The 12,925-nt window shown below is 43.0% G+C and carries 11 protein-coding genes and 2 tRNA genes; 8 read left to right on the top strand and 5 right to left on the bottom strand.

Annotated features, from left to right (window positions below):
* The coding region (locus FWE37_06660; GenBank protein MCL2520663.1) for an ABC transporter substrate-binding protein at window positions 1-565 on the bottom strand (565 nt) is incomplete at its 3' end.
* A 338-nt stretch (window positions 566-903) separates the two neighbouring features.
* On the opposite strand from FWE37_06660, the gene FWE37_06655 reads away from it, so the two are divergent.
* Window positions 904-3,462 (top strand): calcium-translocating P-type ATPase, PMCA-type, encoded by a 2,559-nt coding sequence (locus FWE37_06655; GenBank protein MCL2520662.1) that lies wholly within the window; start codon window positions 904-906, stop codon window positions 3,460-3,462.
* A 102-nt stretch (window positions 3,463-3,564) separates the two neighbouring features.
* Window positions 3,565-5,364, top strand: coding sequence for a hypothetical protein (locus tag FWE37_06650; GenBank protein ID MCL2520661.1), 1,800 nt, complete (start codon window positions 3,565-3,567; stop codon window positions 5,362-5,364).
* A gap of 57 nt (window positions 5,365-5,421) precedes the next feature.
* Here FWE37_06650 and FWE37_06645 read toward each other — a convergent pair whose 3' ends face one another.
* Window positions 5,422-6,414 (bottom strand): class II fructose-1,6-bisphosphate aldolase, encoded by a 993-nt coding sequence (locus FWE37_06645; protein MCL2520660.1) that lies wholly within the window; start codon window positions 6,412-6,414, stop codon window positions 5,422-5,424.
* Window positions 6,415-6,628: 214 nt separating this feature from the next.
* On the opposite strand from FWE37_06645, the gene FWE37_06640 reads away from it, so the two are divergent.
* The 3 genes from FWE37_06640 to FWE37_06630 all read left to right on the top strand — a co-directional run bounded on the left by FWE37_06640 (window position 6,629) and on the right by FWE37_06630 (window position 9,116).
* Window positions 6,629-7,828 (top strand): hypothetical protein, encoded by a 1,200-nt coding sequence (locus FWE37_06640; protein ID MCL2520659.1) that lies wholly within the window; start codon window positions 6,629-6,631, stop codon window positions 7,826-7,828.
* Between the two features lie 12 nt (window positions 7,829-7,840).
* On the top strand, window positions 7,841-8,353 hold the full coding sequence (locus FWE37_06635) for a hypothetical protein (GenBank protein MCL2520658.1): 513 nt from the start codon (window positions 7,841-7,843) through the stop codon (window positions 8,351-8,353).
* Between the two features lie 70 nt (window positions 8,354-8,423).
* Window positions 8,424-9,116 carry a CDGSH iron-sulfur domain-containing protein gene (locus FWE37_06630; protein ID MCL2520657.1) on the top strand — a complete coding sequence of 231 codons (693 nt, stop codon included), beginning with the start codon at window positions 8,424-8,426 and terminating at the stop codon, window positions 9,114-9,116.
* A gap of 22 nt (window positions 9,117-9,138) precedes the next feature.
* On the opposite strand, the gene FWE37_06625 is transcribed toward FWE37_06630, so the two are convergent.
* From FWE37_06625 to FWE37_06615, 3 genes are all read right to left on the bottom strand, one after another.
* Window positions 9,139-9,218: transfer RNA gene (locus tag FWE37_06625), tRNA-Tyr, on the bottom strand.
* Between the two features lie 147 nt (window positions 9,219-9,365).
* Window positions 9,366-9,436: transfer RNA gene (locus FWE37_06620), tRNA-Gln, on the bottom strand.
* Between the two features lie 66 nt (window positions 9,437-9,502).
* Window positions 9,503-9,898, bottom strand: coding sequence for a hypothetical protein (locus FWE37_06615; protein MCL2520656.1), 396 nt, complete (start codon window positions 9,896-9,898; stop codon window positions 9,503-9,505).
* Between the two features lie 414 nt (window positions 9,899-10,312).
* On the opposite strand from FWE37_06615, the gene FWE37_06610 reads away from it, so the two are divergent.
* From FWE37_06610 to ahpF, 3 genes are all read left to right on the top strand, one after another.
* Window positions 10,313-10,693 carry a transcriptional repressor gene (locus FWE37_06610; protein ID MCL2520655.1) on the top strand — a complete coding sequence of 127 codons (381 nt, stop codon included), beginning with the start codon at window positions 10,313-10,315 and terminating at the stop codon, window positions 10,691-10,693.
* Window positions 10,694-10,718: 25 nt separating this feature from the next.
* Window positions 10,719-11,288: an alkyl hydroperoxide reductase subunit C gene (ahpC, locus tag FWE37_06605; protein MCL2520654.1), complete on the top strand. Its 570-nt coding sequence runs from the start codon at window positions 10,719-10,721 to the stop codon at window positions 11,286-11,288.
* Between the two features lie 75 nt (window positions 11,289-11,363).
* On the top strand, window positions 11,364-12,925 hold a 1,562-nt coding region (gene ahpF / locus FWE37_06600), incomplete at its 3' end, for an alkyl hydroperoxide reductase subunit F (GenBank protein ID MCL2520653.1).

Here is a 12,925-nt window from a genome sequence, read left to right as displayed (position 1 = left end):
GGCGGATAATGTGCATAGGTAAAATTTGGAAAGCGGTGTGAGCCAGCCTTTCTTCCATAAAAGGAACGGGGCCGGTTAAGGTAATTTCTACCGTGCGCGGACCAACTACTCTAAAACCGGCGGTTTCCGGTGCGGCTTGGCCGGCAATAACAGCGGCGGCGCCGGCAATGTTATTCATGTAGGTGCTGGCCCAAGTACTGGCGGTAGTTGGTAAAATATAATACCTTAAAGAATCTACTACGGCATTAGCATCGATAGGTGTACCATCGCTAAAGGTTAAATTTGGCCTTAAAGTAAAGGTCATTACTGTGCGGTCGGTACTGTATTCCCAGCTTTCGGCAAGTCCCGGTCTTGGGCCGCCTGTTTGTGGGTCTATACGGGTAAGCCCTTCAAACAAAGCTGTAAAAATACGTCTTTCAGGCACACCGCTGGCCTGTGATGGATCTAGCGATTGCGGCTCACCGCCGTTGGCAATGGCAAACTCTACCCCGTTGTTCCCGCCGCTGGGGCAGGCAATCATTGTAAAAGAAAAAACAAGTAAAGCGAGGCATATAAGTTTCTTCATAAACAACTCCTCTTATAATGAATTTTGACTAATTTAAACATAAAACTTTTATTGTGTCAACCTTATTTTGCATAAACGTATAAATTTTGCCAGCTTGCATAAGTTTTTAACTCAATAATATGTTGCTTTATATGCAATTATTATTTTATATTAAATTTAAAATAAATTTTTATATGCAATTATTTATAATAATTATACTTATGTGCCCGTTATGTATTAATTATTAACTTTATTAAAGGCAAAAATGCCCATTAATGGCCTTTCGGCGGTTTTTCTTTTACTTAAACGCCTTGATTTTTAGTTGTTAAATAAACTATACTCTTAGCAGAGGTAAAATAATGCAAGGATTAACCCCAGAGCAAGTTAAGGCTAATCAGGCTAAATACGGCCTTAATGTGCTTACGCCGCCTAAACGCAAAACTATGTTTAGGTTATACATAGAAAAATTTAACGACCCTACCATCAAAATATTACTGTTAGCGGCCATTGTGGCCAGCATTACCGGCCTTTTTAAAGGCGAAATTGCCGAAGGTGTGGCTATTTTTATTGCCATTTTACTTTCTACCGGGCTGGCCTTTATTAACGAATACAAAGCCGGCAAAGAGTTTGACCTATTAAATAAAGTAAGCGACGACCAGCTTTATAAAGTAATACGCGGCGGCAGTTATCAGTTGATAGAACGTAAATATATTACTATCGACGATTTAGTAGCCCTAGAAACCGGCGATGAAGTACCGGCCGATGCTTTAATTATAGAAGCCGGCAGCTTTGAGGTAGACGAATCGCCTTTAACCGGCGAAAGTTTACCTGTGCATAAAATTATGTACGATGGGAATAGTCATCAAGCTAACGCCGATGACCCTTACCCCGTTTATAAAGCTTTTAAAGGTACTTTTGTGCGTAACGGCCATGCTATTGTTAAAATAATGGCCATTGGGGATAACGCCGAAATGGGTAAAACCGCCCGGCTTGCCGGCGAAGATAACGAGCTGACCAGCCCGCTTAAACAGCAGCTGGAGGGATTGGCTAAGGTTATAGCTCGGGTAGGTTTTACCATCGCTCTCTTTTTATTGGTGGTACTTAGCGGCCGGGCCTTTATGCAAGGGTTGGTGGGTTTCGATTTACCGCTGCTGGTTAATATCGAAAATATGCTCATCATTTTTATGATAGCCGTTACCATTATTGTAGTAAGCGTGCCCGAAGGTTTACCAATGAGCGTTACCTTAAGCCTTGCGTACAGTATGCGTAAAATGATGAAAGATAACACCTTAGTACGCAAGATGGAAGCCTGTGAAACCATTGGGGCCACCACCGTAATTTGCAGCGATAAAACCGGTACTTTAACCATGAACCAAATGCGCCTAGCCGAGCTTTACTATAACCATAATGACGGCCAGCAAAACGAGCTTATCTCTTTAGCGTTGGCTGCTAATAGCAGCGCGAACTTAAGTGCAGAGGGGAAGGTTGTAGGTAATCCCACCGAAGGAGCGTTGTTGCTTTATTTAAAAGAACAAGGGCAAAACTACCAAATTTTACGCGATAATTTTAAGGTAATTAACCAACTGCCTTTTCATACCCAGCACAAATATATGGCTACCTTTGGCCGTTATAACGCTAAAAAAATGGTTTTGGTTAAGGGGGCGCCGGAGGCTATCCTCGAAAGATGCGCTAACTTTAACGGTAAAACTAAAACCGAGTGGCAAAATATAATGCACAGCGAGCAAGCTAAAGCCCGGCGTACGCTTGGGTTTGCTTACAGTTACCTTGAGGATAATGATGAACCGGATTTATTAACTATCAATAATTTAACTTGGCTTGGGTTGGCCGGTATAGCCGACCCGGTACGCCCCGAAGTGCCGCAGGCGGTGGCCGATTGCCTTACCGCCGGTATCGGTATTAAAATGCTTACCGGTGATAGCATAGAAACGGCGCGTGAAATTGGCCGTGAGGCCGGCTTGTTAAAAGAGGACAGCCTTATTTTAACCGGCGCCGAATTTGAAGCCCTTAGCGCTGAAGAGGCCGAAGAAAAAGTAAGCAGCCTAGTTATTATGGCCCGGGCAAGGCCGCAGGATAAATTGCGGCTGGTTAAGCTGCTGCAAAAAAAAGGTGAGGTAGTAGCCGTTACCGGCGATGGCAGTAACGACGGCCCGGCTTTAAACCACGCCGATGTTGGGCTGGCGATGGGTCAAACCGGTACGGCTATTGCCAAAGAGGCCAGCGATATTATTTTACTAAACGATTCGTTTAAAAGTATTATTAACGGGGTTATGTGGGGGCGCGGCCTTTATTTAAATATTCAGCGTTTTATTATGTTTCAATTAACCAGTAATATTGCCGCCATTACCATTGCGTTGGCGGGGCCGTTTATCGGGGTAGATTTACCTTTTACCGTTATGCAATTTTTATGGATAAATTTAATTATGGACACTTTAGGGGCTTTAGCCCTTGCCAGCGAAGAGGCTACCCCGCAATTACTTAAAGAGCCGCCGCGTAATAGTAAAGCCTTTATTATTACTAAGGCAATGGCTATTAAAATGTTTAGTACGGCCGGTCTTTTTGTGGCTATTATGCTGGGTTATTTAATAGCTAACGGCCGGCTTTCGGCTTATCAATCCACCATCTTTTTTCATTTTTTTGTTATGTTACAATTATGGAACTTATTTAATATGCGGCTGTTTAAACAAAAATTTAGGCTAAAGCAATTTTTTGCTAATAATTTATTTTGGCTGGTAGTAGCGGCTATTTTAGCGGGGCAAATTTTAATAGGGCAATTTGGCGGTAATTTTTTTAGGACAGTGCCTATTAATGTAAGCACTTGGTTAAGTATTATTGCTCTTAGCGCCGGTGTTTTTATAATTATGCGTTTAGCTACCGTAATAGCGGCAATAAAAAAATAAGGTTAATTACAAAAAAGCTGCTTAACTGCCGAAATAATTAATAAGTAACTTGCCTGCTAAGGGCTAATCAATTAGGTGCTTTACCTATAAAAAGTTGGAATAATGAAAAGAACGACTAAAGGAATATTACTTACCATTTACATGTGGGCTACCGTTATCATTTTAGCAGGTTTTGCTACATTTGTGGCGGTATCTTTACTTACTCAAAGGTCTAACGGGGTAAGGGCTTCGGGGGCTATTATCCAAAGCGTGCGTGAGCAAAGCCAGCAGGCTTTGGCAGCCGGTAACTTTAATAGCACGGCTTTAGAGAGCATAATGCGCACTAACCCTAATATCGAGGTAATTGCCGCTTACGATGGGAATAACCGGCTTTTTTATGTGCAAAGAGGCGGTACGGTACAGCTTAACGCTCACCGCGACTATCGTTTTATCAACTTTAGGTACGGTCTTTTTACGACCCAGCTTACTGGCGGCGGGCAAACTCCCCAATTAGATGTTATTGTATCGTTAATTAATGCCCAAAACGCCTTAGTTTTATTAAGGCGGGCTTTAGGCCTAACTGGGGCTTTTTTAGTGGTAACGGCCTTACTGCTGTTTATGAATACTTTAGCCATTTACTTTAAAAACCGTAAAGGGTTACTTGCCCACGAAGCCAGCGGCAGCGATGAACCCTTCGAGCTAAATGACGACGAACCGGCAGCCCGCAGTAAAACTAAAGTAAGTAAAAAAGCGGCTGAAGCAACTGCCGGGCCGGCTTTTGATAGCTCGTTATTAGACAGCAGCGATGACGATTTTTTAACCAATTTTACCGCTACCAACCAAGAAGATGAGCCCGATTTTGCTTTAATGAGTGAAGAAAACCCAGAGGACGATTTTAATAATTTTAGTTTAGATACCGAACTAGCCGGTTTGCCGGCCATTGAGGGGTTAGACCAGCCCGAAGAATTTAATTTGCCGGATTTTAACGAAGACGAGCTTAGTGATGATAATGATAATTTAAGCGAGCCGGCAGCGGAAGAAACAATGGCTAGCGAAGCCGATGAAGAAGCCTTTAGTTTACCGGCTTTGAAAGATTTAGAGTTACCGGAAGATGATTTTAATGTGGATAACTTATCTGAGCCTGAAGCGGAAGAGGCTGTTAATAACGTTGACGACTTTAATTTGCCGGAGATACCCGAGTTTGAAGAAGAACTGACCGCCGATAATTTAAACGAACCTGAAACAGAAGATGCGGATAGTACCGAGTTATCTTTAGATGAACCGCTTACTTTGAGTGAAGACTTAGAAACCATAAATAACTTAGCGCCGCCAGACGACTTAAGCGAAGATTTAGATGATTTAGCTAATTTTTTAGATAATAACGAAGAAGCTAATGATTTAAATAATTTAATAGAAGAAGATATGAGCGCCCTAGATGACTTGAGCGATTTAAACGATTTAGATAGCTACTTACCGGAGGCAACTGCCTCGCCGGAGGAAGAAGCCGAAGCACGAAGTTTTAAAAATTTAGAAGATAGCTTGGCTGCCTTAGCCAACGATAACGACCGGTTAAGCTTACTTTGCTTAGAGCTTAATGATGGCGATGAATTAGATTTTAAAGATAGTTTAGCCAGCTTTTTTGAGCAAGGCACTATCCAAATGATAAACGCTAAGCTAGCTGCCGTTGCTTTAACGATAAACGAAGAAGAGGCTTTAAAACAAATTGCCGGCTATCAAGGTAAATATGAGGCTATTAAAGCCAGTTATGGTGTATCGTCTTTTACCGAGCGGAAAGTTTCGCCGCACCTTTTAGTGCGTGAGGCGCGCGAAGCATTGGCTAAAGCTAAGGCAAGCGGTACCGAAGGGGCGGTAGTAGCCTTTAAACGCGATAGCGAACGTTACGATGCCATTTTTAATGATTAGATAAATAAAAAAATCTCCTTTATTTAAGGAGATTTTTTTGCAGCATTTATTAAATCTTTACACCCTTCCCGCACTACCCAGCACAGCTTCCGTCTTATGCATATACAGCTTTTTAAGCTCATCACGGGCTGGTCCTAAATACTTGCGCGGGTCAAACTCGGTAGGTTCTTCGGCAAATACTTTGCGGATAAGCGCCGTCATCGCTAAGCGGCCATCGCTGTCAATGTTAATTTTGCAAACGGCGCTGGCAGCGGCTTTGCGCAGCTCGTCTTCGGGGATACCAATAGCATTAGGCGCCTCACCGCCGTATTTTTTAATCATCTCTATATATTCTTGCGGTACCGATGAAGCGCCGTGCAGCACGATAGGAAAGCCGGGAATACGTTTTTCAATTTCGGCTAAAATATCAAAACGCAGCGGCGGCGGGACTAAAATGCCGGCGGCGTTACGGGTACATTGCTCCGGCTTAAATTTAAAAGCCCCATGGCTGGTGCCAATGCTAATAGCTAAGCTATCTACGCCGGTTTTTTTAACAAAATCTTCCACCTCACTGGGCTCGGTGTAGGTGTGGTGCTCGGCCACGACATCGTCCTCGATGCCGGCTAACACACCCAGCTCGCCTTCAACGGTAACATCATATTTGTGGGCATATTCTACCACTTTAGCGGTAAGCTCGACATTTTTTTCGTAAGAGTGATGCGAGCCATCAATCATTACACTGCTAAAGCCCGATTCTATGCACGAAACACATAGTTCGTAGCTATCGCCATGGTCAAGGTGTAGTACGATGGGGATAGCTAGCCCCAGCTCGGCCGCATATTCTACCGCACCTTTAGCCATATTGCGCAGCAAGGTGGCGTTGGCATATTTGCGTGCCCCTGCCGACACCTGCAAAATAACCGGGCTTTTGGTGGCTACACAGGCGGCAATAATGGCCTGCATTTGCTCCATGTTGTTAAAGTTAAAGGCAGGTATGGCATATTTACCGGCCATCGCTTTTTTAAAGAGCTCGCGGCTATTAACTAGCCCTAAATCTTTGTAACTGGTCATAATTTTTTCTCCTCTAAATTTAGTTTAAACTAAATTTTAAACCTTATTGGGCAAATTGTCAATTCGGTAGCAAGCAAATTTAATCCGGAAATATCCCTTAACACTCACTTATATTAATTAAGTAATCCTTATGCTAAAATCTCCTTAATTATACTAGCATAAAAACTAATAGCTTTCAACCTTGTTTTTTATTACTTGAATAATTGCTTAAAAAATGGCATACTATTTAATGATGAAGGCCTTTGTTTTACTTACTATCATTTTTTTACTAGCCTGTACCCACGAAAGCAGTGAAGTAGCCCGCTACGATTTATTTAGCCTGCGTATTGGCGTTATGGAAGACGAGCTAAACCTTTTTGAAACCCGAGAGACTACGGTAAGAAGCAACCTCTTTTTTACTATGCGTAACGGTTTTTTTTATTTATCTAACACTACCAGCGGTAAAATAATGCGTTTTTCTAGCTACGGCGATATTTTATCGCTCATTTATAATGAAAATACCAATCCGCCTTTTTTGCAAGCGGGCGACCAAAGGCTCATTACCCGCTGGAACTTTAACGAGCAAGGCCAAATTGCCGTTAACTCCGATGGCCTTATTTATGTGGTAGATAGATACTCCATCACTCAAGATTTTAACCTTAACTTTAACGAAGATACTTTTTATAACTATGTGGTGCTCATTTTTAACGAGCGCGGCGAGTACCTTAACTTTTTAGGGCGCGAAGGTTTTATGGGCTCTAGTTTTCCTTTGGTAGATAACCTTATCGTTACCGCCAATAACGATATAGTGGTGATAAGCCGCACCTTAGCCGGCTGGCAAATTTTTTGGTTTAACAGCGAGGGCGAACTGCTTTATCAACTAAACGATTTATCGCCGCAAAGTTTATTAGGGCCAGAAGCCGCCAACTTTCATATCGATAATATTATTGTTAGCCGTACCCAGCCGCTGCTTTATATCCGCACCAGCGCCATCAGCAGCCTTAACTACCCCTTTAGCGATTATGTATACAGCTACGATTTACGTACCGACAGCGTTAGCGGCCAAATAGTTAGCCCGGCCACCGGCGGCAGTTTTTACGAGTTAATCGGCAGCGATTTAGCCGGTAACCTTTATTTTATATCAACCTTTGGTTTAAACACTAATTACAACTTACTCATTATTGATAGCCTAGACGGCAGTGAGCTGCACAACCTTGACCTTGAGGCCGGCTTTGCCCGCGAGGCTACTTTTAGGTTATTATCGCTTGATGACAGCGGTATTTTATCGGCCATTTTTGGGAATATACGCGGGGCTAATGTATTATGGTGGCGGCTGGATAGATTATTTAACACCGAACATACTTTACTTGGTGAAGATAACTTTACCCTCGATGACAATTTAAACGAATTAGAAGCAATATATTTAGAGGAATAACTAACGACAACCATGAAAGAAACCGAAGGCCTAGAGGGCGATTACCACTACTATAGTAAACCGCCTAGCCGCCCGCTAAAAGAAAAGCTGACTAAAGGACGGCTAAACTTAAGAAAACGCGGCTTCCATAGCCGTTTAATTACTCTAGTTAGCTTAACATTAATCGCGGCTGTTGCTTTGTTTGGGTTGCCGCCTTTGCTTAACCACAGCCAAAGCTTAAACTACGGCCCTTATACCATACAATTTGAGGCCCGCCTTTTTAGCGAACAAACTTTAGTAAGCGCTCTTTTTATTAATAACGGCCCGGCAGCCGCTACTATTTATCTGCATTTTTATGACCGTAACAATTTATTGTACAGCGGGCAAGTGGTGATAGAAGCAGGCAGCCAAAACTTAACCAGTGAAATATTACCTGTAAATTTAAATGAAGTAACTTTAATAGCCACCTTTGCCGATGGCCATAGGGCCCAGCTTAGCGGCCGGGTAGCCGGTAATTTTTCGCTGCGCTCGCTTCTTTCTTTTTAAATTATCCAACCGGCTATCAGCCATATAAAGCTACCTTTATAAATAAAGATAATAGCAGTATATTTTAAAGATGAACCCAGAAATTTATGTAAAGGTTACCGCCAACGGCCCCTATCTTGTTTACGGGCTAACAAAATTAACACAAAAAATTATTTTAACCAACGAAGATGGTGTTTCTATAGGTTACGGTGATGGTAAGATGTTCGAGATAAAAGCTTTACCGGCCCATCTATGCCGTTGCGGCCAAAGCCGGAATGCCCCTTTTTGCGATGGCTCGCACCTTGCTGCCCATTTTGATGGCCGCGAAACCGCCGATACCACCCCAATAATGCAGCAAGAATCTGCCGATAAGTTAGTTGGTCCCAAGCAAATATTGTTAGATAACCAAAATTATTGCGCCTTTGCCCGTTTTTGCGACCGTGCCGGCCAAATTTGGCGCTTAGTAGCCGCCGGCAGAGAGCCCGAGCTAGCCGCTAACGAAGCTAACTTATGCCCCTCGGGACGGTTAGTAATGTACGGTAAAGATGGTAAATCGCTAGAGGCTAAAGAGACTGCACAGCTTAACTTGCTGGAAGATACCGGTCTTAATATATCGGGCCCGCTGTGGTTACGCGGTAGTATCAAGGTGATAGGGGCCGATGACATAGCCTATGAAGTACGGGCTAAACAAACTTTGTGCCGCTGCGGTCAATCAAGCAATAAGCCTTTTTGCGATGGTTCGCATGCCGGCAGCCGTTACAAAGCGCATTATCCGCAGCTTTAGTTAAAATTAATAAGATTAAAAGTGGGGAGGGTGGGACTCGAACCCACGATGCCGAAGCGACAGATTTACAGTCTGCTTCCATAGCCACTAGGAGACCTCCCCTATAAAATGACGCACAACACTAGTACTGTAACCTAATATCCAATTATTGTCAAGGGGCGGGCGATGGCCTTTTTACAAAAGTATCTACACCCAAAACAAAAAACCTTGTAAACACGCACTATACAACTATATGTTTACAAGGTAAAGCTTCTCGGGGAGGACTCGAACCCCCACGAACAGAGTCAGAATCTGCTATGCTACCATTACATAACCGAGAAACAACCTTAGTAAGTTAGCTTAAAATAAAAGCTTTGTCAAGGGTGTTATAACTTTGGTAACTATCCTCATGGTAATAACCATAATACAGATGAATTCACAATGTTCCTAAGCAACCTAAATGCACCGGCACCATGAGCTTCTGCAAAAAGTACTTCAAATTGTTCCTGCTGAATCTCACCGGAAGCAAGAGGAGCTACACCATAATCAAACTCTATTGTATACGGAGTTATATTGGTAAAAGTAACGTTCAGGGTGTAATTTGCTGATGTATTATGGGTATAGCGTAGTACCATATTTATATGCTCAGTAGCGGATAAAGTTTCTTGTATCTCTTGGATAGGAACTAATAATTCTATAATTCTTTCAGTATCTGTAAAAGCAAGCACAATCCCTAAAGGTGTAAATATGAGATGCAACTCAGCTTCGGGCTTAGTTGCCCGGCCCAAATCAAATATTATCAAATTTCCAAAATCCTCAAGTACATAATGAGGAGGGTCTATCTTCTCCTCCCAAGCGGTGGCGGATTATATACACAAGAGCTAAAAGCTATTAAAATTAATAGTAGTTTTATTTTCATAAATTCTTTCTCCTATACATTCTTATTACCGAAACAGTAATATATTATAACATAAAGAGCTGATACCGTCAAGGTATTATATTTAGTCATACAGAGCCAGAGCAAAGTAAATAAATTAACCTTATTCATAACTCATAATTGCCCCTGCGGCCCGGTGTGTAATTCGTGGTTAACCTGCTTTGCAAAAAGTTTTAAAACCCGCTAAATCTTTAAGAAAGTACTTGACAAATTAACTGCTATATCATAAACTAATAACCGTTACTATTATTAGTTTATGATTACCAAAGAGAGGCACCTAGTGAAAAACTATAGTAAACAACGCGAAGCTATCTTAACTAAAATCCGCAGTACGCATAGCCACCCTACGGCCGAATGGCTTTTTACCCAGTTAAAAGGCGACTACCCCTCATTAAGTTTAGCTACCGTCTACCGTAATCTTAATGTTTTTAAAGAAGAAGGGCTGATTAAATCACTTGGAGTGGTAGACGGCCAAGAACGTTTTGATAGTAATGTTAAGGCCCATAGGCATTTTATTTGTGAAAGCTGCGGGGCCGTTAGCGACACCGGCTTTAAAGACAACAAATTACCACTAGAGGCCGATTTAAGCAACTTGCCGGGTTACCAACTTAAACGTATGGAAGTGGTTTTTTACGGTCTTTGTAAAAATTGTAATAAATAAAAAATTTAATTAATAGGAGAAAATTATGGGATTAATTGGTAAAAAAGTAGAAGCCTTTAAAGGTATGGCTTTTAAACAAGGCAAAGATTTTTTTGAGGTAGATTACGAACGCGACTTTATTGGCAAATGGAGCGTTGTCTTTTTTTATCCGGCCGATTTTACTTTTGTTTGCCCTACCGAATTGGTAGATTTACAAGAACAATACGCTACTTTAAAAAGTTTAGGGGTAGAGGTGTATTCGGTATCTACCGATACGCATTTTACACACAAAGCATGGCACGATAACTCGGTAAGTATTAATAAAGTAGAATATGTTATGGTTGGCGACCCGGCCCATAAAATTAGCCGTGCTTTTGATGTGCTTATCGAAGATGCCGGTTTAGCCGAGCGCGGCACTTTTGTGCTAGACCCTAACGGCGTTATCCAAATCGCCGAAGTTAATGCCGGCGGTATTGGCCGCAATGCCGCCAATTTAGTGGATAAAGTAAAGGCTGCCCAATATGTGCACGACCACCCCGGCGAAGTTTGCCCGGCCAAGTGGAAAGCCGGTGCGGCAACTTTAAAACCCGGCCTAGATTTAGTAGGCAAGATATAGGCAAAAGTGCAGCTTTTGCAAATAATAGCGAATAGATAACACGTATTAACTATTCGCTATTATTTATTAGTTAATATGGAGATATTTTATATGCTTTTAGATGACGAAATGAAAACGAAGCTTAGCCCTTACCTAGAGTATATCGAGCAGCCGGTAGTGCTAAATATTTGTGTAAAAAACGATGAACTATCACAGCAAGTGCGGGCTTTTGCACAGGAAATTGCGGCTTTATCGCCTAAAATTAGCCTTAACGAGGTAACTCTAGAGCGTACCGGCAGCTTTACCATCGACACGCAAACGGCCAAAAGCGGCATCACCTTTGCCGGGTTGCCTTTAGGCCACGAATTTACCTCCTTTATTATGGCTTTGCTGCAAGTAAGCGGCCGCAAACCTAAAATTGATGATAAACTCATCGAGCAAATTAAAACGATTAACCAAAAACTCGATTTTATCAGTTATGTTAGCCTAAGCTGCCATAATTGCCCCGATGTCGTGCAGGCTCTTAACATTATGGCCGTGCTTAATCCCAACATTAGCCACACAATGGTAGAGGGCAGCAGCTTTCAGAGCGAGGTAGAGGCTAAAAATATTATGGCTGTGCCCACAGTTTATCTAAACGGCAGCGAATTTTTCGGCGGCCGTATGAGCCTAGAGCAAATTGTGGCTAAACTAGGGATAACCTCAACGGCGGCCGATTTAAATAACAAAGAACCTTACGATATGCTCATAGTTGGCGGCGGGCCGGCCGGTGCAGCGGCGGCTATTTATGCCGCCCGTAAAGGCATACGCACCGGCTTACTAAGCGAAACCTTAGGCGGGCAGGTGCTGGAAACTCTCGCTATCGAAAATATTATCGGCCAAAAATATACCGAAGGCCCTAAATTTATGGCCGAAGTGTTTGAGCACCTTAAAGAATACCCCATCGATATTATCCCGGCTATAGCGGCCACTAAACTTAGCAAAGGCAAATTGATAGAGCTAACTTTGACCAACGGGGCTATTCTTAAAGCCAAAAGCCTCGTGCTGGCCACCGGCGCCCGCTGGCGGAACATTAACGTTAAAGGTGAGTTCGATTTTAAAAACAAAGGCATTGTCCACTGCCCACACTGCGACGGCCCGCTTTTTACCGGCAAAGAAATAGCGGTAATTGGCGGCGGCAACAGCGGTGTGGAAGCGGCCATCGATTTAGCCGGTATCGTTAAACAGGTAACCTTAATTGAGTTTGCGCCGGAGCTTAAAGCAGATAAAATATTGCAAGAGCGGCTAAAAACCTTAGCTAACGTTACGGTAGTAACCAATGCCCAAACCACCGAAATTGGCGGCAAAGATACCGTAGCCAGCTTAAGTTACAGCGACAGAGCCAGCGGCAAACAAACCACCATTAATGTGCAAGGGGTGTTTATCTTAGTAGGGTTAATGCCTAACACCGAATGGCTGGCCGATAGTGTTAAACGTAATAAATTTGGCGAGATAGAGGTGGATAAACACGGGGCCACTAACATACCCGGCGTTTTTGCCGCCGGCGATATCGTGCGCGGCGCCTCGCTCGTCGTCTGGGCCGTCCGCGACGGCCAGGACGCCGCCTCTGAAATCCATGCCTGGCTTCAGGCGAACGCGGCCGAGCCGCGCCTGCTCGC

It is taken from the genome of Spirochaetaceae bacterium (assembly GCA_009784515.1).
In the GTDB taxonomy this organism is placed as follows: Bacteria; Spirochaetota; Spirochaetia; order WRBN01; family WRBN01; genus WRBN01.
Note: the sequence above shows the minus strand (reverse complement) of the source record. Positions and strands in the feature narration are given on the sequence as shown.

Bases quoted from the DNA above. Each gene is read 5' to 3' on its own strand.
- FWE37_06655 (MCL2520662.1), top strand. From the start codon at position 904: ATGCAAGGATTAACCCCAGAGCAAGTTAAGGCTAATCAGGCTAAATAC.
- FWE37_06645 (MCL2520660.1), bottom strand. From the start codon at position 6,414: ATGACCAGTTACAAAGATTTAGGGCTAGTTAATAGCCGCGAGCTCTTT.
- FWE37_06640 (MCL2520659.1), top strand. From the start codon at position 6,629: ATGGCATACTATTTAATGATGAAGGCCTTTGTTTTACTTACTATCATT.
- ahpC (MCL2520654.1), top strand. From the start codon at position 10,719: ATGGGATTAATTGGTAAAAAAGTAGAAGCCTTTAAAGGTATGGCTTTT.
- FWE37_06650 (MCL2520661.1), top strand. From the start codon at position 3,565: ATGAAAAGAACGACTAAAGGAATATTACTTACCATTTACATGTGGGCT.
- FWE37_06630 (MCL2520657.1), top strand. From the start codon at position 8,424: ATGAACCCAGAAATTTATGTAAAGGTTACCGCCAACGGCCCCTATCTT.
- FWE37_06635 (MCL2520658.1), top strand. From the start codon at position 7,841: ATGAAAGAAACCGAAGGCCTAGAGGGCGATTACCACTACTATAGTAAA.